At 45.1% G+C, this 25,916-nt stretch carries 15 protein-coding genes; 6 read left to right on the forward strand and 9 right to left on the reverse strand.

Annotated features, from left to right (window positions below; genetic code table 11):
* The first annotated feature begins 64 nt into the window (after nucleotides 1–64).
* The 5 genes from MgSA37_RS05375 to MgSA37_RS05395 all read left to right on the forward strand — a co-directional run bounded on the left by MgSA37_RS05375 (nucleotide 65) and on the right by MgSA37_RS05395 (nucleotide 9,999).
* Nucleotides 65–2,245 (forward strand): glycoside hydrolase family 31 protein, encoded by a 2,181-nt coding sequence (locus MgSA37_RS05375; RefSeq protein WP_096350203.1) that lies wholly within the window; start codon nucleotides 65–67, stop codon nucleotides 2,243–2,245.
* Between the two features lie 67 nt (nucleotides 2,246–2,312).
* Complete coding sequence (locus tag MgSA37_RS05380; protein WP_096350204.1) at nucleotides 2,313–4,526, forward strand: GH92 family glycosyl hydrolase; 2,214 nt, start codon at nucleotides 2,313–2,315, stop codon at nucleotides 4,524–4,526.
* A gap of 13 nt (nucleotides 4,527–4,539) precedes the next feature.
* Nucleotides 4,540–7,500, forward strand: a complete 2,961-nt coding sequence (locus MgSA37_RS05385; RefSeq protein WP_096350205.1) for a discoidin domain-containing protein — start codon at nucleotides 4,540–4,542, stop codon at nucleotides 7,498–7,500.
* 124 nt (nucleotides 7,501–7,624) lie between these two features.
* Entirely contained in the window at nucleotides 7,625–8,866 is a 1,242-nt protein-coding gene (gene fucP, locus MgSA37_RS05390) for an L-fucose:H+ symporter permease (protein ID WP_096350206.1), read from the forward strand.
* Between the two features lie 89 nt (nucleotides 8,867–8,955).
* Nucleotides 8,956–9,999, forward strand: a complete 1,044-nt coding sequence (locus MgSA37_RS05395; protein WP_096350207.1) for a LacI family DNA-binding transcriptional regulator — start codon at nucleotides 8,956–8,958, stop codon at nucleotides 9,997–9,999.
* 83 nt (nucleotides 10,000–10,082) lie between these two features.
* Here the strand turns inward: MgSA37_RS05395 and MgSA37_RS05400 are convergent, their stop codons facing one another.
* Nucleotides 10,083–12,524 (reverse strand): alpha-L-rhamnosidase-related protein, encoded by a 2,442-nt coding sequence (locus MgSA37_RS05400; RefSeq protein WP_096350208.1) that lies wholly within the window; start codon nucleotides 12,522–12,524, stop codon nucleotides 10,083–10,085.
* A gap of 298 nt (nucleotides 12,525–12,822) precedes the next feature.
* On the opposite strand from MgSA37_RS05400, the gene MgSA37_RS05405 reads away from it, so the two are divergent.
* Nucleotides 12,823–14,634, forward strand: coding sequence for a DNA topoisomerase 3 (locus MgSA37_RS05405; RefSeq protein WP_096350209.1), 1,812 nt, complete (start codon nucleotides 12,823–12,825; stop codon nucleotides 14,632–14,634).
* Here the strand turns inward: MgSA37_RS05405 and MgSA37_RS05410 are convergent.
* The 8 genes from MgSA37_RS05410 to MgSA37_RS05435 form a co-directional block, all read right to left on the reverse strand.
* Nucleotides 14,631–16,625, reverse strand: a complete 1,995-nt coding sequence (locus MgSA37_RS05410) for an HRDC domain-containing protein (protein ID WP_096350210.1) — start codon at nucleotides 16,623–16,625, stop codon at nucleotides 14,631–14,633. The two genes, MgSA37_RS05405 and MgSA37_RS05410, sit on opposite strands and share 4 nt — an antisense overlap.
* A 100-nt stretch (nucleotides 16,626–16,725) precedes the next feature.
* Nucleotides 16,726–16,881: a hypothetical protein gene (locus MgSA37_RS28105; RefSeq protein ID WP_157750448.1), complete on the reverse strand. Its 156-nt coding sequence runs from the start codon at nucleotides 16,879–16,881 to the stop codon at nucleotides 16,726–16,728.
* A 248-nt stretch (nucleotides 16,882–17,129) separates the two neighbouring features.
* Complete coding sequence (locus MgSA37_RS05415) at nucleotides 17,130–18,170, reverse strand: sugar MFS transporter (protein WP_232010871.1); 1,041 nt, start codon at nucleotides 18,168–18,170, stop codon at nucleotides 17,130–17,132.
* Nucleotides 18,171–18,198: 28 nt separating this feature from the next.
* The gene (locus MgSA37_RS28750) at nucleotides 18,199–18,378 is read right to left on the reverse strand and encodes a hypothetical protein (protein ID WP_197706092.1); all 180 of its coding nucleotides are present in this window, start codon (nucleotides 18,376–18,378) and stop codon (nucleotides 18,199–18,201) included.
* A gap of 1 nt (nucleotide 18,379) precedes the next feature.
* Nucleotides 18,380–19,576, reverse strand: coding sequence for an AGE family epimerase/isomerase (locus tag MgSA37_RS05420; RefSeq protein ID WP_096350211.1), 1,197 nt, complete (start codon nucleotides 19,574–19,576; stop codon nucleotides 18,380–18,382).
* A 41-nt stretch (nucleotides 19,577–19,617) separates the two neighbouring features.
* Nucleotides 19,618–21,009: a DUF4434 domain-containing protein gene (locus tag MgSA37_RS05425; RefSeq protein ID WP_096350212.1), complete on the reverse strand. Its 1,392-nt coding sequence runs from the start codon at nucleotides 21,007–21,009 to the stop codon at nucleotides 19,618–19,620.
* A gap of 68 nt (nucleotides 21,010–21,077) precedes the next feature.
* Nucleotides 21,078–22,673 carry a RagB/SusD family nutrient uptake outer membrane protein gene (locus MgSA37_RS05430; RefSeq protein WP_096357293.1) on the reverse strand — a complete coding sequence of 532 codons (1,596 nt, stop codon included), beginning with the start codon at nucleotides 22,671–22,673 and terminating at the stop codon, nucleotides 21,078–21,080.
* A gap of 10 nt (nucleotides 22,674–22,683) precedes the next feature.
* On the reverse strand, nucleotides 22,684–25,833 hold the full coding sequence (locus tag MgSA37_RS05435; RefSeq protein ID WP_096350213.1) for a SusC/RagA family TonB-linked outer membrane protein: 3,150 nt from the start codon (nucleotides 25,831–25,833) through the stop codon (nucleotides 22,684–22,686).
* Nucleotides 25,834–25,916 lie beyond the last annotated feature (83 nt).

Below are 25,916 nucleotides of genomic sequence, written 5' to 3' on the forward strand. Positions count from 1 at the left end.
TAAAAACATGAAGCAATTATTTACCAAACAATCTAACAGGCGGTAACGCTAAATTCCCCAAAAAATGAAAAATAAAAAAGTACAACTGATCTTAATGCTGATCGCAATAATACAGGCAGCCACCGTTTTTTTCGCCAATGCCCAAATTACTAAAATACCGCACGGCATATTGGTTAAAGCCGGGGGCAAGCAAATAGGGTTGACGACCGCCAACGACGCTGCATTTTGCTTAAGCTTAAACGACTCGATCGCGCTATCCGCTATTAAAAGCGTTTTTATAGATAACAGCAACAAGGCGGCAGCGCAATTCACCGTGATTTCTGCTGCTCCATCCTACGGGATTAAAACACCGTACGGAAAACTGATGATAAATACCGGGACCGGCACGTGGTCGTTGTATGACGCGGCCGGGCGGGTACTTATCCCGGATGGCGCTTATTCAACTAATGGCAATACCGTACAAATTACTTATTCAACGAAAGGAATGTTATATGGCTCGGGGAACAGAACGTCAAAAGAGCTGGAGAAAAACGAGTCGGCTTCAACGGTATGGAATGGTGCTGCTGATATTCCCTATTTTTGGAACAGTTTGGGCTACAGCGCGTTTGGCGTTTCGGCAAATGATGATAAACCCACAACATGGAACCGTGCAAAGGGAAAAACTGACCTGACCTGGAAATTTACCGGCAAAGAGGCAAATTTATACCTGTGGCCTGCTAAAACTATTTATGATGGCGCCAGTGGCTATGTTAAACTTACCGGGCGCCCCAAACTGCCCCCAAGGTGGGCATTTGGTTACCTGCAAAGCCAATGGGGCTGGGCGGACAGTACTTACGTAGCCAACGTTGCAACTAAATTCCGTACCCATACATTGCCCGTTGATGCTTTTATTTTCGATTTCGAGTGGTATACCACTACCCCGGATTATTCTTTAGGCAGGGATGGCAAAGTTGGATTTACCGATTTTACATTTAATCCCAAAGTGTTTCCGTCGCCAGCCAGGCAGATAGCTGACTTAAAAAGCCAGGGCATTAAATTTATTGGTATCCGTAAGCCAAGGCTGGGCAGCACAACACTGCTGGATACTGCCAGGAAAAACGGCTGGCTGATCAGCCCGAAAACAGATAACCGTGATTTAAATTACAGCAATTCCGGCTTGCGAAAATGGTATGATGAAAAAAACAGGCCTTTGATTAAAGCTGGAGTTGACGCCTGGTGGGATGATGAAGGCGAATCCTATTATACCTGTTATTATTGGTGGAATACCGCACAGTACGATTTGCTGGCATCCGCCAGGCCAAATTATCGTCATTTTACCTTAAACAGGGCTTTTAGCCCGGGTACCCAGCGTTTGGGCTATTGCACCTGGAGCGGTGACATCCCTTCAACCTGGCCATCATTGGCTGAAGTGCCGATGGATCTGCTTAACTTCAGCCTTGCCGGCATGTACTACGGCTCATGTGATATTGGTGGTTTCCAGGGTACGCCGACCAAAGAAATGCTGGTTCGCTGGTTCCAGGCAGGGGTATTTTTGCCGATCATGCGCTCACACTCCAATATTGGCACAACTGCCCGGTTCCCTTATTTATGGGGCACTGATGGGGAAGCCGCTATGCGTAAAGCGCTTGACCTGCGTTACCAATTGCTGCCCTACATTTATAGCCTTGGGCACGAAGCCTATACCACCGGCGCGCCTATTATGCGGCCACTGGTGATGGAGTTTCCGGCAGATACCACCGTGGCCAATATGCGGGATGAATGGCTGGTAGGAAAGGGCCTGTTAGCTGCACCGGTATTGAATGAAGGCGGCAAGCGTACCATATACTTACCAAACGATACCTGGTTTAACTACTATACAGGTGAGGTGATCAGGGGACCCAAAACCATTTCAGTTGATAAGGCGCTTGACGAAATACCTGTATATGTCCGTGCTGGAACCATCCTACCCATTGGCCCTGTTGTTCAATATTCAGAACAAACGTCAGCTACTCCGCTCGAAATCCATATTTATCCGGGTAAAAACGGCACTTTTAAAATGGTTGAAGATGATGGTGTGTCCTATAATTACACTAAAGGCAATACCCGTACAACAACGTATAGCTGGAACGATGCCACCAAAACCTTATCATGGAAAGTGAGTGGCGCCTACGCAGGTAAAAATGTTTATAAAAGTATAAAAGCGGTTTTAGGAAAAGCAGAAAAGACCGCGCTTGTTGGCAATACCGGGAGCCTGGTTTTTAAGTGATAAAATTATATTTCCTAACCACCCATATTTATCGCCGGCTAGGAACAGCTTACTTCTCCACAAAAAAATGAAAATTAAAAAAGGACTACCGATTTTATTACTAAGCGTAGTATTACTGCCGGCCACAATTTTTACCGCCGGTGCACAAACTAAAAACCCGGACCAGATCCGGGTCAATTATGCCGGGAAGGTAAACACGGTTATCGGCACAAAGGGCAAAGGAAAAGGCCCGGAAGAAATGTACCTGGAGGCAGGCTTTACTTTTCCGGGGGCTACTTATCCATTTGGTATGGTACAATTTACCACCACTTTTTTTGATGAAAATAAGGGATTTGTGGTTAACCAGTTAAGTGGTGCCGGTTGTCCGCATATGGGCAATTTTCCCACCCTGCCTTTAAACGGCGATCTGCTGGTCTCGCCAAATGACATGAAGGGATCCAATCCACAGTATCATATCGAAAAGGCGATGGCCGGTTACTATAAAGTGAATTTAGGCAACAGCAATATTGATTGCGGGTTGACTGTAACGAAAAGAACCGGTATGGCGCAATACCGGTTTTCAGATACCGCCAGCCGGGCTACCATCATTATCGGATCGGGTATAAATGCAACAAAAATAAATGATGCGCATATTACCATTACCGGCCCCGGTAAATGTGAAGGCTACGCTGACGGTGGTTCCTTTTGCGGGATCAACACCGCTTATAAAGTTTATTTTGCGGCAGAATTTGATGTTGTGCCAATTGTATCAGGCACATGGAAAGATAACAAGATCAATATTTCCTCCGTTGCTGACAGCGGCGCAAACTCGGGCGCCTACTTTACCTTTAAGGTTCCTTCGAACAAAATCATCCAGTATAAATTTGGATTGTCGTACGTTTCGATAAAAAATGCAAAGGAAAATTTAAAAGCGGAAAACTCCGGTTGGGACTTTGCAATGGTAAAAAATAACGCGGTACGCGCCTGGAACAACAAATTAGGAAAAATTGAAGCCATGGGTGGCAGCAATGACTTGACCACGCAGTTTTATACGCATTTGTACCATGCCTTTATCCATCCCAGCATTTCAAATGATGTAAATGGCGAATATATTGGCGCTGACAATAAGATTAAAAAAGCAAGCGGCTTTAATGACTATACGGAGTTTAGTAACTGGGATACATACCGTACACAAACGCCCCTGATCGCCATGCTGGCCCCAAAGGAGACCGGTGATATGATGGAATCGATCGTAAAATTTGCGCGTCAGTCTGGCGGAGGGTTTCCGCGATGGGTAATGGTAAATAAAGAAACAGGTATTATGCAAGGCGACCCAACCTCGATAGTAGTGGCCAACGCTTATACTTACGGTGCAAAAAACTTTGACACTAAGGCTGCACTTGAAATTATGCGCAGCGGGGCAGAAGTGCCGGGTACCGCATCGCAGGGCCAGCTGACGCGCCCGCAATTGGATCAGTACCTGACCAAGGGCTATGCGCAGGCATCCATGAGTCTTGAATATAATTCAGCAGATTTTGCGATAGGGCAATTTGCTTTGCAAGCCACAAAAAATAAATCAGTATACAGCAAATATTTACAAGGTGCCGGAAAATGGAAGAATATTTATAATCCTGAAAGAAAATGGCTGCAATCGCGCAACCCCGACGGCAGCTGGAAAAATGACAATGATGATATGCGCGAATCCAGCTATACCAACTATTTCTGGATGGTGCCCTTTGACCTGAAAACACTGATTGACACTATCGGCGGGAAGAAATTTGCTGAAGAAAGACTGGATCAGGATTTTTCTAAACTAAATGCAGATTATGGCCAGGACTGGTTTGCCGCAGGCAATGAGCCCGATTTTCAGATGCCATGGACATACAATTGGGCCGGAGCGCCCTATAAAAGCCAGGCGTTGATCCGCCGGATCATGGCGGAATCATACTCAAATCATGATAACGGATTGCCTGGTAACGACGACCTTGGGGCCATGGGCGCCTGGTATGTATTTGCCGGCATTGGCTTGTATCCCATGATACCCGGTTATGCAGGCTTTTCAGTCAACAGCCCGTCGTTCCCGCTCATTAAAATACACCTGGGAACTGGAAAAACGCTGGTGATAAAGGGCGGATCAGGAACCAGACCTTATATAACATCGCTCAAAATAAACGGCAAACTGTGGAACAGCACCTGGATACCTTATAGCGCGATAAAAAATGGGGGGACGCTTACTTACACCTTATCTGATCAGCCTGATTTAACCTGGGGGACAAAAATAGCGCCGCCATCATTTAACTAAACAATTATTCACGATGAAGACTTTGATCCGCCGTTATAACAAATCGTTTTTGTTTGCCATTGCAGGCATATTGCTTTATACATACAGTTCAGCACAACCCGGGGTTGTTTATCTCAACAATACCAATCCTGCCGTTACCTGGAAAGTGGAACCCGCGGATGATGTTAAAGATATCAACGCCATCAATAAAACTGGCTTTGCGGTAAATGCCTGGGTGAAAGCGACTGTACCCGGCACTGTGTTTTCATCTTACGTGGCCGCTGGGTTGGAAAAAGATCCCAATTTTGGCGACAATATTTACAAAGTAGACAAAAAGAAATACGACCGCGATTTTTGGTACCGGACTGAATTTGCAGTTCCGGCCAGTTTTACAAAAAAGACCACCTGGCTGAATTTTAAAGGGATAAACCGAAAAGCAGACATCTTTTTGAATGGTACCAAATTAGGGAGCCTTGACGGTTTTATGCAGCGCGGCCGATACGATATTACCGGTATAGTTAATAAAAGCGGGCCAAATGTACTGGCTGTATTGGTATACTGGCCGCATACGCCCCTTGTAAACTACGCCAGCCCCACTTATATCCCAAGCGCGAGCTGGGATTGGATGCCCTATGTGCCCGGCTTAAATATGGGCATAACCGACGATGTATATTTGACCAATACAGGCAGCCTTACTTTAGATGACCCATGGATCAGAACCGACCTGCCCACCAACGCGCGGGCCGATCTTTCGCTGGAAATGAAGATCAAAAACAGTTCAGGAAATTTTGAACAGGGCGTAATAAGCGGCGTTATCAACCCGGGTAACATTCAATTTTCCGAAAAGGTATTTGTGGGCGCTACTGGATCAGCAAATATCAGGATCGACAAAAAACGCTTTCCCGAACTTGCAATCAATAGCCCCAGGCTTTGGTGGCCCAATGGCTATGGCGACCCTAACCTGTATACCTGCAGGTTGAGTTTGAAAATCGGCGATGAAGTTTCGGATGAAAAGGAGATTAAATTCGGCATTAAAAAATACACTTATGATACTGCCGGGCATGTGCTTCATGTGTACGTAAATGGTACAAAGGTATTTTTAAAAGGCGGTAACTGGGGCATGAGCGAATATATGCTCCGCTGCCGCGGTAATGAGTATGATACCAAAGTGAGGTTTCATAAAGAAATGAACTTTAACATCATCCGTAACTGGATAGGCTCAACCACAGACGAGGAGTTTTACGATGCCTGCGATAAATACGGCATAATGGTTTGGGATGATTTTTGGCTCAATTCAATTCCTAACCTGCCCGATGATATCAATACTTTCAACACAAACGCCGTTGAAAAAATAAAAAAGTTCAGAAACCACCCCTCAATCGCCATCTGGTGCGGTGACAACGAAGGCACGCCTATGGAACCGCTTAATGGGTGGCTGAAAGAGGATATCAGTGCCTTTGACGGTAACGACAGGTATTACCAGCCCAACTCTCATGCCGGCAATTTAACCGGCAGCGGCCCATGGACAAACTCCGACCCGCGCTGGTATTTTAGCCGCTCACCGAACGGGTTTGGTGGTAACCCGGGCTGGGGATTACGAAGTGAGATAGGCACTGCCGTATTTACAAACTTCGACAGCTTTAAAAAATTTATGCCCCGGGATAAATGGTGGCCCCGAAATGAAATGTGGAACCTGCATTTTTTTGGCCCCTCTGCCGGAAATGCAGGGCCCGACCGTTACGACGATGCCATTGCAAAAAGATACGGCACAGCGGCAGGAATAGCAGATTACTGCCGGAAAGCGCAATTGCTGAACATCGAGACCAACAAGGCCATGTACGAGGGTTGGGAAGATAATATTTGGGAAGACGCATCAGGCATTATGACCTGGATGAGCCAGTCGGCGTATCCCTCATTGGTATGGCAAACGTATGATTATTATTACGACCTTACCGGGGCCTATTGGGGCGCAAAAAAAGCATGTGAACCCCTGCATATCCAATGGAACCCCGTTAACAATGCCATAAAAGTGATCAATACTACCAGGAATGATCTGGAGGGACTTACTGCAAAAGCAGAAATTTATAACAGTGATGGTAGCCTGGTTAGTCAATATAGCCAGTCGGAATTAGTAGATGCCCCGGCAAATACGGCAACAACTTGTTTTACGATTAATTTTGCGCAGGAACGCGAGAACCTTGCACTGAACAAACCTGCTTTTGCTTCTTCAACCGCAAGCGGCGAGCCAGCGCTGGTGACTGATGATAACCCGGGCAGCCGCTGGGCCAGCAATCAATCGGATAATGAATGGATCTATGTTGATTTAGGGGCGGAGCAGGTAGTGAACGGCGTAAAACTCAATTGGGAAGAGGCGTACGGGAAAGCCTTTAAAATCCAAGTGTCGGGGGATACTAAAAATTGGAAAGATGTTTATGAAACGGGAGATGGCCATACAGGTATACAGCAAATTACTTTTGACGAAGAGAAAGCAAGATATGTGCGCATGCTCGGGATTCAGCGTGGCTCGGGCTGGGGCTATTCGCTGTGGGATTTTGAAGTTTATGGCGGCCAGCCAAAAAGCAATGGCTTAAGCGAGGTGCATTTTATTAAACTAAAACTTACTGATAAAACCGGTAAACTGGTATCGGATAATTTTTACTGGCGTGGAAACAAAAGGACGGATTTTACCGCATTGAATGCCCTGCCAAAGGTTAATTTGAAAACAACCTATACCATAAAGCACCAGGGCGGTAAATACTTTGCCAGCGTGCGGGTTATTAATCCGGCTTCATCTGCCGCCGCAGCGTTTGCGATCAGGGTACAAGCTGTAAAAGCAAGTTCCGGTGAACAAATTCTACCGGCAATTATGAACGATAATTATTTTTCGCTGATGAGGGGCGAATCAAAGGAAATAAATATTGAGTTTGATGAAAAGGCTTCAGGCAATGATGAGATCAAGTTTTTGGTAGAACCGTATAACAATCCGGTAAAATAAAAGGGATAACCCTTTGATTGAAAGGGACGGCAGGATAAGATTGGAGCCTAATAAAATAATTAAACAGGAATTGTAAAAACTTTTCGATTAATTTACGCACCAATTAAACTGACATACCAAGAAGATGGATGCCAAACCCAATTTTACCGAACGTAAATATTTTGTGATCCTGCTATTTGTAACCTCGCTTTTTTTGCTTTGGGGGATAGCGATGTCATTAGGCGATACGTTGAACAAGCACTTTCAAAATGTATTGCATATAACAAAAGCAAGATCAGCATATGTGCAATTATCGCTGTTTGGCGCTTATGCGGTTATGGGGATTCCTGCCGGCTTGTTTATGAAAAAGTTTGGGTACAAGTGGGGCGTTTTACTGGGCCTGTGTTTGTATGCTGTTGGCGCTTTTCTTTTTGTACCTGCATCAAATGCTGAGTCATTTGGTTTTTTCAGGTTCGCATTATTTGTGCTGGCGTGCGGCCTGGCAACCCTTGAGACCGTAGCGCACCCATTTGTGGCCGCTCTCGGCGATCAGCGCACCAGCGACCAGCGGATTAACTTTTCCCAGTTTTTTAATGGGTTGGGAGGGATTATAGGGCCGGTTGTGGGCGGCTTTTTTATTTTAAAAGCCGACCAGGAACATTCAAATGACCTGGTTGCCGTACGGAATTTATATTTGATTATTGGAACAGTAATTGCCATGGTCGCCGTTTTATTTTCATTTGTAAAAGTACCGGCACTTTCAGATCCGCACGTGGTAGCGCTTGACTCCTATGCCGTTGGTGGGGGCGAACACGTCCCGAAGAAATTATTCCGTCAAAAACACTTTGTGTTTGCGGCCATAGCGCAATTGTTTAATGTGGCAGCGCAAGGGGGCACCTGGGCGTATTTTATTAATTATGGCCACGAAATTATGGGCTTATCGTCCGAAAAGGCAAGCTACTTTTTTAGTTTAAGTATGCTGATGATGGTTTTTGGGCGCTTAATAGGCACATTGCTGATGCGCTACATAATAGCGCCAAATAAGCTGCTTTGGATTTTTGCGGTTTGCAATATCGTGATGTGCCTTATTGTGGCTCAAAATTTAGGACCGGTATCCTTTATTGCATTGATCATGATCAATTTCTTTTTCAGTATCATGTTCCCCACTATTTTCAGCCTTGGTTTAAAAGATTTGGGGAAATCAACCGAGCAGGCATCCTCATTTATTGTTATGGGTGTAGTGGGCGGCGGCCTGTTCCCTTTTTTAATGGGATGGGTGGCCGACTATAATGTTGCTACGGCATATTATTTACCGATAATATGTTATATAGTGATATTTTTATTCGGGTTTTTGTACCCGCGTTTAAACCGCTCAGCAATTAGCTAAATTGATTTATAAATAAATCGGCCTAAAAAGTTTATTTTAAAAAAATATGAGTTATATTACCGCATATATTGGATAAGAACTATTAAAAAGTGAAGAAAAAGTTATCTATTGTTGATATTGCCAACAGCTTAAACGTATCTAAAACTACCATTTCTTTTATCCTGAATGGCAGGGCCCAGGAAAAGAGAATTGGAGCTGAATTAGTGGAACGGGTTTTGAAATTCGTTGAAGAAGTTGGTTATAAACCAAACCCGCTTGCAAAAAGCCTGCGTACGGGTAAATCAAACATCATCGGCCTGATGGTGGAAGATATTGCTAACCCCTTTTTCGCCAGTATTGCAAGGTTGATTGAAGATCGCGCTTATAATAATGGTTATAAAATAATTTATTGCAGTACGGATAATAATACCGAGAAAACCAAAGACCTGATTGAAATGTACCGCGACAGGCATGTTGACGGGTATATTATCGCGCCGCCTGAAGGCATCGAGGACGATATCAATTCATTAATAAAGGCAGGTTTCCCTGTAGTATTATTTGACCGTAACCTGGAGAATGTTAATGCAGATTATGTGGTGGTTGATAATCTTTTTAGTACCTATAATGCTACCCGGCATTTAATAAGCCAGGGGTATAAAAATATAGCCTATGTTTCTTTTTTATCATCGCAGGCGCAGTTAACCCAGCGTCTGCAGGGTTATAAGAATGCTTTAAAAGAGTATAATTTAAAACCAATTGTTAAAGAAGTATTGTTTAACCGGGACAATGATGTCATCATGGAACCGATAAGGACATTTTTGAAGAAACGCAAGGACGATATAGATGCTATATTATTTGGCACCAACCACATTGGTGTTTGTGGTCTCCGCCTGTTTAGTGAATTAGGCATAAAAGTGCCTGACGATATAGCCGTTGTGTCTTTTGACGATTATGAGGTTTTTCAATTGTTTACGCCCCCCATCTCAGCAATTGCACAGCCCATTGTTCAAATAGCCGATAATGTGATCACTACTTTATTGAGTAAGCTGAATTCGCCTGTTAAAGACAAATCTGTTAAAACCATTACACTTTCTACCGAGCTTAACATCCGGAGCTCATCTGCTCCGGCAAAAAGCAATGTTGTGCCTGTATAGAAAGCAGCAGCAGGACTTTAAGTAGCAGAAATGACGGATTTTTGGAATGCCATCATCTCCGCTGATCAAATTATTTTATCGGCTTAAATCAAAAATGAATTCGCACCGGCTTTGAGAACATATATTTTGTTTTTCCAAACCAGTATTCCGGACGTTTTTTCCGGCAAGCTGATGTTTATTTGCCATTTACCGTAATTCAACTCTTTTTTTGCCGAAGCGTTAGTTGCATCTGCTTTCGGACTTTCGGTCCCGGCAGCTATCGGGACTACTGACTTTCCGACTAATTTATAGCTCACAGATACTTTTCCGTTGGGGTGAGGTATGTCGCCGCTTACATTTGTTAAAGTGCCCAAATGCGGCGCTATTTTTACTTTGGCAAATCCTGGTGCATAGCTGTCTACACCCAATACCGTTCTGAAGAATTCAATGTTCGGGCTTGCGCCCCATGCGTGGCAGTCCGAACGGGTGTTTTGCAGGTCAGACACTTCGCCCCAGGTCGTCATCCCCATTTTAATATTGTTGCGCCAAACATCAAGCCAGTTCATGTAATCGTTTCCCTTGCCGGCTTTTACCAGGGCCTGGTGCAGGTAATATTTAAAATAGATTGTACATTGTGTTAAAGTGTTATCAGTCAATAACTTTTTGGCCATTGCTGGCATAGCTGCATTGGGTACCATGCCGGTAAGTATCGCCAGCGAATTAACATGCTGTGAGTACCCGTTTTTTTCTTTGGTATCAGCATAGAGTTGTTTAACCGGGTCCCAGTATTTGCGTTGTATAGTAGCCTTTAACTGTGCTGCTTTTTGATTATAAATGCGTGCGTAATCCTGCAGCCCGATTTTGCCTTCCATTTCAGCAGCCCATTGATATGCCCATAGCAACTGCAGGTCATAAATTGCCGCGCTGCCATCCGCACCTTTAACCTCTCCGGCCAAATTCCCGGCCCAGTCTACAAACGCCCAGTAAGGGGTATCTTTTAATGAGCCGTCCGGCTGCTGGTATTTGCTGAAGAAATCCAGCACCGCCCGTTCGCCGCCCAATTTATTTTTTATAAAATCATTGTCGTTACGGTACATCCAGTAATCATGCAGCATGCAAATGTACCACAACGAAAATGTTGAAATGATCTGTGTGCCTTTTGTAGGGTAGCAGCTCCTGGTAACGCCTTCTGCAATACGTGAATGGTCCATCAGGGTGAGCGCATTACGCGCCAGCCGGTCGTCGTCGGTATTATAGTAGGATATCAGTGCCTGTATGCGGGTATCACCGATGTATTGTAATTGCTCATAATAGGGGCAGTCGGTATAGGTTTCCCAGGCGTTAAGCCTGGCAGTGCGCCAGCCAATATCCAGTATTTGCTTTATTTCGGTATTGTCCGTATTAAATACCGCTGTGCGTTTAAAAGGGTAACCGGTAAAGGTGCCATAAAGATCGTCGATGGTCAGCGGCTCATTTTTGGTTTGAACAACCAGCCTGATGTAACGGAATGTGCGAAAGTTTAAGGTGGTAAACGATTGCCCATTACTGCCGTCGGCGATCAGGCTGTCAATCCGCCCAATAAAGTCCTTGCCATCAACATCATCGCGGTTGCTTTTACGGGTGCCATGGCTGCCTTTGTCAAAAAGCGCTTCGGCATAGCCTAATGAGATGCCCGCACCTTTGCCGCCGCTAAAATTTAAGGTTATATAAGCATTGGTTTCAAAGGTTTGATCCATCAGTAAAGTAGCTGTGGTATTTGCCGGAATTGTTACCTGTGCCTTCTCCCCCGGAAAGTTTTGCGGAACGCTCAGGCCAAAGGAATTGCGCAACTTGAGAATCCGCTGGTAGGTCATTTCCCTGGCCGGGAGTGCGGAGGGTACCAGGGCCCAGTCAATCCCCCAGCTCATGCCTTTAAGCGTCCCGTTCATTACCTTCGCCGCGTGGGGCCAGGTATTGTCATCATAATCAGCAGCGCGCCAATTGCCTTTTACAGCCTGGTTCATATCCACCATTTCTCCTTTACTGGCAGCAAAAAAGAAGCCCGGTACTGGCTGATGGCCTGCATCGCGATAGCATTTCCAGGTATTATTGGTGTTAAGTACTTCTTCGTTAGCCGAATTACCCTGTAGAATGAAGGCGGTGCGGACCGAGATCTGCGCCTCCGGGCGGTACTGGGCCTCATTCCAAACGAGGGCCGCTATCGTGTTTTTCCCAGCCGATAGATATGGCGCCAGGTCAACTGTTTCGTAGTTCCAGAAGTAGGTGTCACCGCGCGCGGGGCCGAGGGACACGAGGGTATTATTAACATATAATTTGTAGCGATTATCCGCAGATAAATGGATAATAAAAGACGCCGGTTTAATATGGAGCTCAATGTTTTTGCGAAAATAGTAAACGCCGTAGGTGTCGCCCGCCTCAAAGGGTGCTGCTATCCAATCGGCGTTCCATGGCCGGCCTTCAGTTGAGGCGGGTTTGGATTTTGCATTGCCGGCTGATGCATAAATAAAACTTGAAATTGCTAAAAGAAATACGAAAAGGTGTTTCATAAATGGTTTATATATTCTTGCTAAATCGATTTGGCAATTTAGTAAAAAAAGTCAAACAAATAAATTATAGACTGCATTTTAACCTGTAGAAATATAAACGGCAATTCGAACTGTAAACCTGTGCTCAAAAGATGGTGTTGCTGCTTTATTGGTGAACGGTATTGGCCCTGTAAAAGTTTATGTCAACAACGCCGTGCCAGGGTAGGTAAATATCAAAAATGCTATTTCTACTCCTTTTATCCATTTATCCACAGCCATTGCAGTGCCCTGGCTAATTGCCTACATTCGCTACCTGTTTATGAAAGTTATTATAGCTGAGAAACCATCCGTGGGGCGGGAAATTGCCAGGGTATTTGGCGCCACTACCAAAAAGGATGGTTATATGGAAGGGAATGGCTATACTTTTACCTGGGCTTTCGGGCATCTACTGCAACTGGCCGCACCGCAGGAATACGGCTATTATGGCTGGAGTGTGCAAAACCTGCCCATGTTACCGGCCAAATTTAAACTAGCTATCCGCAAGGTTAAAACAAAGGATGGCATGGTTGACGATCCGGGTGTAAAAAAGCAACTGGATATCATCAAAAAGCTGTTTGACGAAGCTACCGAGATTATTGTGGCGACGGATGCCGGGCGCGAGGGCGAATTGATCTTTCGCTATATTTACTACTACCTCAAATGTAAAAAGCCGTTCAAACGGCTCTGGATCTCGTCGCAAACTGATGAGGCCATTAAAGATGGTTTCCGGAATTTGAAGCCAGGATCAGAATATGATACCTTATTTAACTCTGCCCATTGCCGCTCCCAGTCTGATTGGCTGGTAGGCATGAATGCTACGCAGGCACTCAGCCTGGCGTCAGGTACACGGGGCGTGTTGTCGCTGGGGCGGGTGCAAACCCCCACGCTGGCCATGATCTGTGCCCGTTATCTCGAGAATAAAAACTTTGTACCGCAATTGTATTACCAGGTAGCCATTTACCCGGATAAAGACGGGCAGGTGTTCAAAGCCATATCCGAAAAAAATTTTAAAACACGTGAAGAGGCGCAGGCCATAATAGATCTGGTTACAGGTGAAGGCCATATTCAAAACGTGGAAGCTAAACCGCGAAAAGAACCGCCACCATTATTGCATGACCTGAGCAGTTTGCAGCAGGAAGCCAATAAACGCAAAGGTTTTACGGCCGACCAGACCCTGGGCCTTTTGCAAAACTTATACGAAGGTAAACTGGTAACCTATCCGCGAACCGGCAGCCGCTATATTGGCGATGATGTATTTGCCGGCGTACCGGACCTTATCGATAAGTTAAACAGTCACCCTGAGTTTGGTAAACAGGCGGCGGCGCTAACCGGCGCTAAACTGAACAAACGCTGTGTTAATGCCAAAAAGGTAACGGATCACCATGCCATCCTGCCAACAGGAGTGGTGCCGCAGCATTTGTCAGCCGATCACCAGGCAATCTATGACCTGGTTGCCGGGCGTATGCTGGAAGCCTTTCACCAGGATTGTATAAAAGAGGTCACCAGGATCACACTTTTATCCGGCTCAAAATTTATAGCCAGTGGTACCGTGATACAAACGGCAGGCTGGCGGGCGGTGTTCAATGACAAGGATGAAGAAAAGAAAGATGAAGAAAATGTCACGTTGCCAAAAGTGACACAGGGCGAAGATCTGCAGATAACCGAAAAGGTTTTGCTTGAAAAACAAACCAAACCCAAAGCGCTGTTTAATGAAGCCAGCTTACTGAAAGCACTGGAAACGGCAGGTAAGGAGATTGAAGACGAAGAGTTGAGGGAGGCTATGAAAGAAGGCGGCCTGGGCACACCGGCGACACGCGCGGCGATCATCGAAACCTTGCTGACCCGGAAATACATCCTGCGCGAAAAGAAAAACCTGGTACCGACCGAAACGGGGTTGGCTGTTTACGAAATAGTAAGGCACCAGCGCATAGCACATGCGGAACTGACTGGCACCTGGGAAAAACGTTTAGAGGAAATTCGCTCAGGAGGCTCGGTCGCAGCTTTCCAGGAAGAGATTAAAACCTATACCCGGGCCATTACGCAGGAATTGCTCCAGGCCGGTAAAAGTTTTAAAGCGCCCGTAGCAATTTAAAATAAACTGGCCTGCTCCGTGCCGGACCCATTGATCTCTTGCTGATAGCTGCGGATCAAGCCGATGAGGTCCGCGCCATATTGCGCTGCTTTGTGCGGGCCAATCCCTTTGATCGCACTTAGCGTTTTTAATGTTGCCGGTAGTTTTTCAGCAATCGCTGCAGCGGTTTTTTCAGAGAGTACCATCGCCGGCATTATCTTTTCTGCCGCCGCTGTTTTTTCACGCCAAAGCAGCAGGTCTTCATAAAGTTTTTCATTTGGCACGGCATTCAGTGCCTTTAAATAGGACCGTTCATGCACTGCGGGCCTGTTTTTAATCTCCGCCAGGTAGGCCCCGGTCGTAAAAGCGTGCAGCGAAAAATATTCCATCAGCCTGATGCGGTTCATTAGCCAATTGATCATTTGATCTGCCTTACCGGCCCTGTCCTTTGATTCACCAATTAACACGGGCAGTTGCAGATGTAATTTTTCAATGGCTGCACGCAGTTTCGCAAGGAAATAAGCTGCTGCTTGCCTGCTTCGTTCGGGATTTGGCTGTTTGATGAATTTTGCGGCGACAATTAATATGTCAGTTTCTAAATCAGGCAGCAGGCTTTTAAAATCTTTTAATTTTGCCTGCATCGGTGTAAAATTAAATAATTCTGTCAGCAGGAACAGCCGGTATTGTTCACGATCGCGTTCCAGGCTTTGTGCATCGGGCCTGGCGCCAGCCCTTTGCTCATTAAAACGGGCCACGGCCGGATCGCCAATAATATTATGCGCGGCAACGGGGTTACGTAATACCATCCCTGTTAAACTCCGGCAACGACTCAGCGCAACGTAAGCCTGTCCGTGGGCAAAAGATTCGGCAATGTCGATGATCGCCCGGTCGAACGTTAACCCCTGGCTTTTATGGATAGTAATGGCCCAGGCCAGTTTTAACGGAAGCTGCACGAAACTGCCTGCATTGGTTTCATTAATGGCTTCCCCGTCAAGCTGGTACTTTACATTGCTCCATTCCAATGGCTCTACCGCAATCTCCCGCTGCCCATCGCCGCATTGAACAAATACGGTCTGCCCTTCAATCCGTGACACTATACCTATCTTACCATTATAAAAAAGCTTTTCTGCCGAGCTGTCATTTTTTACAAACATCACTTGCGCGCCAATTTTCAGCTTCAGGTCGGTTTCGGTAGGGTAAGCATCTTTCGGAAATTCCCCGCGGATGGTTGCGGTAAATACCTGTTCCCCGCCTGTTAATGTATCCAGCCATTCGGTATTGATTTGCTGGGCAATGCTGTTATGAGTTGTAAGGGTGATGTAAGGGTCTTCGGCCGCAGGCTGGAAATTTGGAATATAGCGCGAATTGAGGATTTCCAGGCTGGAAGCGCTGAGGATTTGATGGCGCACTTCGTTCAGGATGTCTACAAAAGCCTGTTCCTTTTGCCGGTAAACATGCTCCAGTTCAATCCGCACATAAGGCGCTTTTTGAAGCACCTGGCTGCTGAAGAAATAAGGAGTGGCGTAATAGGGCCTTAAAATAGACCAGTCATCTTCACGGATAATCGGGCTGAGTTGTGAAAGGTCGCCGATCAGCAGCAGTTGTACGCCGCCGAAGGGATAGGCCGATCCTTTTTCGGTTCGCAGGATCAGGTCGATCTGGTCGAGCACATCCGGTCGTACCATGCTGATCTCATCAATGATCAATAATTCCAGGCTCGCCAGCAGATCTTTTTTCTCCGCACTATAAAAAACTTCAGACCGCTCGTTTCCCGAAGGGATCACCGGTGCAAAGGAAAGCTGGAAAAAAGAATGTATCGTCATGCCTCCGGCATTTATTGCCGCCACACCGGTAGGTGCAACTACTGCCAGCTTCTTTTTGGATGTCTGTCGCAGGTTTTGCAGAAATGTGGTTTTGCCGGTGCCTGCTTTTCCCGTAAGGAAAACCACCGTGTTGGTGCTTTCCAGGTAATCATATGCCAGCTGCATCACCGGATTACTGTGTTCTGCCATTACGATGCAATAATCACTAAAAATATTAGTATTTTATGCGCTGTGGAAAAAAACTTTTGACCTGACCCGTTTTAATCACCTTTAACCGCTGATAAGTAATTTAGCGGATGGCGTTTTGGCTGAAAATGTTGGGGATCGCCTGAAACGGATGTGCAGGCCCCCCTATTTTCGACCGGTAGAAATGGCGGGCATGCGATTTTAAAAAATCGAAAGAGGATGAGCCCGTTACCGAAAGTTTTACCTCCTGATTATGCATATTATTGATAGTCCGCGCCCCCCCGGGGCCTTTTTGAAAATAATAGTACCTTTTAAAATGCGACGAAAATACTATCCTATTGGCACTTTCACCAGGAAGTAAAGTCTTAACTCTGTCAGTATCAGGAGCAAGCCCGTATATAAAAAAGAGTCCCGCGCGGGGACTATTTTCAACTAACCAACTACAACTATATTCTCATGTATAATTGACTTTAAATATTGTCTGATTTGTTCAGACATGTTTTTTGTTTAAATACTATACCTGGATTTATACCCATTCACCGCATAAAACAAAATATACAAATAACATAACAGGGGTAAAATAAAGGCTATTTGCCAGGTAAAATGATCTTTAAGAAATCCCTGGGAAAAAGAAATAATAGCTCCGCCTGCAATAGCTGTTGATAACATACCAGATGCCTTTGTTGTATATTTACCTAACCCGTTAACTGATAATGAAAAGATGACGGCAAACATAACGGAGTTAAATAATCCCACTGATATCATACTCCAGACTGCAATTTGGCCACCCGAGCTAATGGAAACAAGTACAAGCGCCATTGATATTGCAGCGCAGAAACCGAGCACATAGGAGGGCTTGATTGCCTTAAGTGCAGCAGCGCCAATTAACCGCCCAACTACCATGCTTCCCCAGTAAAAGGCAACATAACTATTGGCGCTTTTAACTTCTATATGCAAGGTGTCACTTATATAGTTGGTAAGAAAAGTGCCTATAGACACCTCAGCGCCCACATAAAGAAAAATAGCTACCACCCCAAAATTTAAATTTCTGAAAGATAAAACACTTTTTTTCTCACCGGTAGCTGAAGATGTTGAGTCGGCCTGCGGTTTTATTACAGGCAATTTTAAACGAAAAACCACTAATGCGATAACGATAAGCAGGCCTGCAATACCCCAATAGGGATATCTTACAGCCGCACTTGACGCATGTGATTCGCTTAAACGGGACAAAATAAAATAAGCGCCCAATAACGGGGCTACTGTTGTTCCGACAGACCCGACACCTTGTATTAAAGCCAGGCGGGATGACGCGGTTTTGGCCGGCCCCAGTACCGTTACATAAGGATTGGCGGCAACCTGCAACAAAACAATTCCAACGGCTACAATGAATAATGCTGCCAGGAATAAACCATATTGATGAAATACAGAAGCGGGGAAGAACAACAAAGCGCCCAGGGCCGAGATGGAAAATCCCAGGACCATCCCATTCTTGTACCCTATTTTTCCGACAATGTTACCCGCAGGTATCGACATGATACCATAGGTCAGGAAAAAGTAAAATTGAACTAATGATGATTCAGAATAACTTAAGGTAAATCCTTTTTTTAAAAAACGGCACTAAGGTGTCATTTAAGCAGGTTATTAAACCCATCATAAAGTATAAAACGCCCAATGATACCAACGCCGGGGTATAACTTCTCTTTTCCTGGCCTATGGGTTCATCAAAAACCACGGCTTGTACGGGTGCTATTGCCATCTTATTTTTCTGTTGGGGTTAATACTTCATTTTTAGTTAGAATTGCATCAAGAGTTTTCCAGGCCTGGAACAAGCCGCGCGGTACATGAAAAAATCCTTTCCATTTACCGCCCTTTGCTTTCAGGAGTACTTTTCCGCGCCTGTCAAGATAGCCAAACCATTCGCCATTGGTACTATCACAAAAATGCTCAAATGTATAGGCATGCACTTTCTCAAACCAATGCCAGCACCTTTCGTCACCTGTAAGCTGATAGCCCTTTAATAAACTTACCAGCGATTCAACATGAACCCACCAAAGTTTTTGGTCCCATTCCAGTTGCTGCGGTGGATTGTGTTTGACATCCAGGAAGTAAAAAATACCTCCATATACCTTATCCCAGCCATATTCAAGGGTATTGATGGTTATATCAACAGCTTTTTTAATAAGTTCATTATCTCCAGTTCTTGTGGCCAGATCCATGATGAACCACATGGATTCGATGGCATGGCCCGGGTTGATTAAACGCCCTTCAAAAGAATCTACAAAACTTCCGTCGGGTGCAACGTTTTCAAGGATCAGGCCCAACTCCGGCTTGTAAAATACATCCATTACCGAATGTATGCCTTGCTGGATAATACTTTCAACGATTTCGGGATCCATAATATGCTCCATCTCTAAAACCAGGTTGCAAAGTATCATCGGCAGGGCAAAGCTTTGCAGGTTTCTTGTACCCGGATAGGCCTTGTTATAAATCCCTTTAGTGTTTTCCTTGCGTTTGATGATGTTGTTAAAGGTAGCTAACGCGATGACTTTGTAGTTTTCGTCGCCGCAGGCTTTAAATAGCTGCGCAAATGCCATTGCGGCAAAGCAATCGGAAAATATGTTGTAAGGCTGAACAAGGGGTTCTCCGCTTTGAGTAAGCGAAAAATACCAGTTCCCTTCACTATCCATTCCATGTTTTGTAAGAAACGCTGCCCCTCTAACCGCCATATCCAGCCATTCCTGGTTTTGCTCAACCTGGTTGTAAAGCATACTTAACGTCCATACCTGGCGGCATTGCAGCCAAATAAATTTGTCTGTATCATACACTTCCCCAACTTCATCAAGGCAGGTAAAAAAGCCGCCGTAAGCTTTGTCTTCGGAGTTTTTTACCCAAAAAGGTATCACATCGTCCAATAAATTCGTGCGGTATATTTCTTTATATTTATATAAATCCATAGTTATTTTTGTAAATATTCAGTTCGTACTATTAATTCCGGCTAGCGTTTGTTTGGTGTTGTACTTACTGAATCAAGGTATTTTTTGTAATCGAGGTAAAGTTTTACCGTGTTCTCGCCCCCGGGCTTAATTGACATATCCGGACTGTTAAGCAGGCCGGGATATTGATAACAGATGATCTTTTCGAAATTCGGAAAACGGTGCAGGTCGCTCAGTAAACCACTGATAGGCCTTGGCACCAATGCGTTGTCTTCGGCAAAATTAAAAACTTCCATATCCATCCATAAATGCGAGCCGGCCTGGTTACACAATGCCTGGAGTTTATCTGCGGCTTGCTCGCCGGTTAACTCTCCCTGCGGCATCCTGTGAAAGCCGAACGGGCATAAAATATCCAGGTTGGGTAACAGCTTCCGGTAGGTTTCCTCCGCACCAACCAAATGGTGCGAATTTGTGGCCAGCATAACGGGTTTATCAGGAGCCAGCTTGCGTACATACTTACTAAATTCAGCAAAAAAATGTACTATATCCTTCCTGGCCTGCGCATCGCTAAGTCCGCCATCCTGCTCTTCGCTTACGTACCAGCCATAAAATGACCGGTGATGTCCGTATTTATCCCACAACTCACGTGCAACTTTTTTATGCCATTCAAGCGACCCGTTGGTAAAATCAAACCAGGCGTATGAACCTACCCCTATAAAAACATTCATCCCATCTTTATCGGCTTGTGTCAAAACTGCTTCTACCGGGTCTTTGGCTGCAACAGGCACCCGGCCGGGGAATAAGCGTGAGGGGTAATAAGGTACTCCCTTGTAGCCATCCACCGGGATATTATGCTTACCCGCGTACATGGTTGGGTTACGATAAACCTCCTGTACAACAACAATATTCATGGCCAGGCGATGCTGGGCATGAATCATTTCTCCCCATTGTGCATCCGTTACTTTTTTCAGCTCGGGGTTCCAGTATTTTCCCTCCGCTTCGCTCCAGTGATAAAATCCGAGGAATGCGCCGTCAATCTGTTGGGTCGACCTGTTGGCAGAGGTTATCACCTGCATGGGCCGTTCGGTGGTCCAATGACCACCGGGAGAAGAAACCACAAGGATCACCTTATGAAAGCCTGCCTGATTACGGGTGGGCCAAAGGAACTTCACACAATTGGCTGACCGCGGGGACACTGTAATTTGTTGTTTATATAATACGTTCTGCGCCGATGCCTGATCAAGGTAAAAGGATACACTTAATTTTTTCGCTTTTGAAGTATGGTTCCAGAGACCGGCCCTGACATCCACTGTTATTTGATCAGTAACCGGTGATGGCGGTATCAGCGTAAGGCTGATTTGCGGTTGAACGGGGTCGTGTCGCTGTGCGTATAAACTGCCCGTTAATAGCGTTAAAATTACTGCCGCTGCTAATTTATACCTTGCCTTATCCATTGCACTCATTTTTTTAAGTAAAAGTTTGTTTAAAACCTGCAGCCGCCGGTGCTGCAGGTTAATTTAAATTAATATCCCGGATTTTGTTTGGTTGAGCCGCCTGAACGGTCTATTTCAACCTGTGGTATCGGGAATAACTCATTAACTCCCTTTTTAAAGTTTGCGCCACGGCCATTTGATTTTGGCGTTGTTGCGAAAATATTCATGGTTTCGATATAACTGTTCCAGCGCTGTAGGTCATATAAACGCTGATATTCCATGGCAAACTCCACACGCCGCTCATGCTTAATGGCCTTCACCAGGTCGTCAGAACTTTTTACATCAGCCAGGGGCGTATTTGGTATCACCAAAACCCTGCTTACAGCTTCAGCGTCCGTGCGGCTTGAGTTGCTGGCCCTGTACCTTACCAGGTTAATATTGTCAGCTACCACCTGTTTGTCGCCGCCGCTTTGCAATAATGCTTCCGCGTACATTAGCAAAACGTCTGCATAACGTATAACGTGGAATGTCCAGGCATCATCGCCCCAACCGGCACCGCGCCTTGCTTGTGTAAGGTATGATTTACGGTTATGATATCCTGTACTGGGATACGAGGAAAAATTCAGCACTTCTGTACCGGATGTTTTTGGAAATACATCCCCCGGTTGAATGACAGTGTATAATAGCCTCGGGTCGCCGGGTTCAAATTCGTCGACCAGGTTCTGGGTCGGCTGATCAAAACCATAGGCCCCGGTTGGTCCGCGTGGCGATGTATACAGCGGCGTGAAAGAACCGTATATTCCAAGGGAAGGATTATCACCGTGTATGATAGAGAATACTGGTTCCGGAGATGTATAACTCCCGGGGAGGTATAGTGTTTGAAATTCCGGATCTAACGAATAGGAGTGTGAATCTATTACTTTTTTAGCAGCATCCCTTGCCTTGGCAAAAAGGGTAGCATCGTCCTTAGCAAAATACAGGTACACCCGTGCCTCCAGGGCATATACGGCCTCTTTATTCACTCTCCCTATTTCGCCCGTTGGCATTGTTGCTTTGCCTGGTAAATTGGTTTCCGCGGCCGCGGCATCAAGATCCTGTATAATAAAAGTAAAAATATCCTTGGCCGTTGCCCGGCTAAGCTTGCTGCCATCGTTAACAGTAAGGGTTTTGTCTACCAGCGGTACGCCGCCAAAAACGCGCACCAATTCAAAATAAAGGAAAGCGCGCAGTACTTTAATTTCGGCCACATAACGGCTCTTGGTCGCATCACTTAGTTTATACCCCTGCGCGTCTATCAGGATATTTTTGGGGAAATTATCTAAAGCGTTGTTGCAATTACCTATGCCGAGATAATGGTTGGCCCAAAAATTCTCCAGGCTTACGTTGTTTGCCAGGGTTCTGCCCCAACCAAAATCAGCTACAAATGGGCGGTCGCCGGCATCCGAACCACCTTTTTCTGCATCGTCTGTTGCAATGTCACCTAACTCTGTTCTCGGCCACTCGTAACCATAGGCGTCGTTGAATACCTGGTAACATTTTACAACCGTTTTGAAGCCGGCATCAGGAGATGCGAAAAAATTATTTTCTGTTTGCACACCCAGCGGTGGTCGGTCTAAAAAGCTTTTCTTGCACGATATTGCTCCAAGCAAACACATGCACAATGTTAAATATAAGGTCTTTTTCATTTCTGTGTTATTAAAATTTTGCGTTAATGCCAACCATAAAAGTGCGTGCCTGGGGGTAATATCCCTGGTCGATACCTGTTAATTTTGGATCGGCCGAGCCGATTTCAGGATCAAGTCCCGAATAACCTGTTATTGTTAATAAATTCTCGGCACCCAGGTAAACACGCAAGTGGTTCATTTTTATATTTTTAAGCCATTGGCTTGAAAAACTATAGCCTAACTGCAAGTTTTTGATGCGCATATAGGAGCCATTCTCAACAAAATAATCGGATACGCTGTTATTCAAACCCTGATTTTGCGAAATTTTATGATAACGGTCGGTACTGCCCTCGCCACTCCATGATTTTTGGAGGAAGCCCTGCGGGGCGTTATAATAGCCCGTACCAGACTCTGTATCGTAACGTTCAATATTCATTACGTCATTGCCTTGTGAGCCCTGTATGAATATACTGAAGTCGAAATTTTTATAGGATGCGCCACCGGTTATCCCGTAAACAAATTTCGGCCATGGGTTGCCAATCATCGTACGGTCGTTTGCATCAATCACACCATCGCCGTTTATATCCTTAAATCGAATATCTCCCGGTGTTGATACATCTCTTTGCGGGCTTTGGGCTACCTGCTGGGCATTCTGAAAAATGCCATTGGTAAGGTACCCGTAATAATAACCTACGGGCATGCCAACTTCTGTTTTGGTAACAACTTCGCCTAAATGCGATGTAGCATAAATCGGTTCTCCATTGCCGAGTTTGGTAACCTTGTTCCGGTATGCTGAGATGTTGCCACCAATATTATAATTTAAATCGCCAATTTTGCTTTTGTACGTAAGGGAAAATTCCCAGCCTTTATTTTGCATACTTCCTGCATTGGAATAAGGCGAGTTAGGGAAGCCGAGCGCTGTTGGTAAGGGAACGATCAATAGCATGTTATCGATCTCTTTATCAAAATAATCGCCGGTGAATTCCAGTTTATTGTTAAAGAATGATAAGTCAAGCCCTATATCAAGCTGTTTGGATGTTTCCCATTTTAAAACAGGGTTACCTGTTGATATACGACCTGCTCCAATTTTCGCAGAATTATCAGTACCAAATTCATAGCGGTCATAAATTGAACTTCCATAGGTCGACAGGTATGCGCCGCCGCCAATGTTCTGATTTCCGATTAAACCATAGCTGGCCCTTAATTTGCCATCGGTCAGCAAGTTTCCAAGTGCCGACTTAACAGCATTTTCTTCAGTAAAACGCCATGCAGCAGATACGGAAGGGAAGGTGCCCCAGCGATAACCGTCGGCAAAGCGCGATGAACCATCGCGGCGGATATTGCCGGCAATAATATATTTACCGTCGTAGTCCAGGCCAACACGCCCGAAAAAGGATTCGATGGCATTTGAGTAAGGGTATCCTGAAACGATTGCGTTTGATGTGCCGGCGCTAAGTATCCGCATATCTGCATCATTATTTACCAAGCCTTGTATGGATGCGCTGAACTGTGAAACGTTGGTAACTTCGGAAGAAAGTCCCCCTAATGCACTTACATGATATTTGCCCCAGGTCTTGTCGAAGTTAAGTGTGTTTTCATATACAAAATAATTCGACGTGTAAGAGGAGTTACTTACCGTATTGGTGGTGGCATAATCGTAGGCGTTTAGTGTATATTGCGGTGAAAAGCCATTGGTTAAGGACCGGTTAAGATCCATACCCACGCGGCTTATAACCGTTAAAGGTTTAACAATATTTAGTTCCGCAGTTACGCCGCCTTTTATGGAAAGCGTTTCGTATTTGCTTTGTTCCATCCGGTCAATTTCTCCAACAGGATTGAGTTTGTTTGAATACAGGATGCCTGAATATTGTGAAAACGGGTTATTGGGCTCATATCCATTATAAATGTTTGATAAAAACGACGGCACATCAACAAGGTTGTTGCGATAAACCGGGGTAATAGGGTCAGCCGTCATAGCGCTGAATATGGTGCCGGTAAAGGGATTGTTTTCATCAACCACATGTCTTTTTTCATAAATCACCCCAAAGTTTGAGCTGACTTTCAGCCTTTTGTTTACCTGCGCGCTAATGTTATTGCGCCATGATATGCGTTGGTAATCGGAACCGTTAATTATGCCATCCTGGTTGAAATAACCCAGGCTCGAATTGAAGCTCACTGTTTTGTTGCCGCCGCTGATGCCGAGGTTATGGCTCTGTATGGGTGCATTATAATGTGATATTTGTTTCCACCAGTCAGTACCATTGGGGCCGGTATTGGCCGATACAAATCTTAATACCGAATCGATATTGGCCTGGCTCGAAAAATCAAGCAGTGGCGCCGCGCCTGCATTTTTTGCGGCAAGGTTCTTGTAAGTTATGAAATCTGCAGCGTTAAGCATTTCCGGGCGTTTTGCGGGCGACTGAAAACCAATATAGTTATCATAAGAAAGTGTTATTTTGTCATTTTTAGATCCGCTTTTAGTGGTTACAATAACAACACCGTTTGATGCCCTTGAACCGTAGATAGCTGCTACCGAAGCATCCTTATGAACAGCAATTGATTCAATATCGTTGGGGTTTAAATAATTGATGTCATTTTGCGGCAGGCCATCCACTATATACAATGGGTCGGTGCTGCCGTTGATGGAGCCTATACCACGAATGTGCACTACAGCTGCTGAACCCGGGCTGCCGCTGCTTTGCGAAACAGTAACGCCTGCAGCGTTACCCTGTAAAATGTCAGCGGCACTGCGAACCGGCAGGTCCCTGATCTGACTGGCATTAATTACAGATACGGCTCCTGTTATCTCTTTCCGGGTGGATGAACCATAGCCCACAACGATAACTTCCTTAAGCTGAGCATTTGATTCTTCGAGAGTTATTTTAAGCTCATCCCCTGATGTTACGTTAATTTGAACAGTCTTATAACCTATCATGGCCACAATCAGGGTGTTTTCGCTCAGCTTGCTTTCAATTACAAAATGCCCTTTTGCATCAGCAGCAACCGCAGTTTTTGCACCTTTAAGTGTTATGGTTGCACCTGGCAAAGGTGTTCCGGATGTATTAACTACATTACCGCTTATGTGCTGGCCCTGTGCCATTAAACATTGCCCGCTAAGTAACATCCATAATGTTAAAGCGAAGTACAACAGCGGTTTTCTTCGTGTAAAAGTTTCTTTCATTTCATATTGATTTAAATAGTTTGCATTAAAAAACTGTGGTATTTATAGTTAGTATTTTATAGGTATCTGCTGTGTTTATTTAT

Origin of the sequence: Mucilaginibacter gotjawali, from assembly GCF_002355435.1 — a bacterium.
Lineage (GTDB): Bacteria > Bacteroidota > Bacteroidia > Sphingobacteriales > Sphingobacteriaceae > Mucilaginibacter > Mucilaginibacter gotjawali.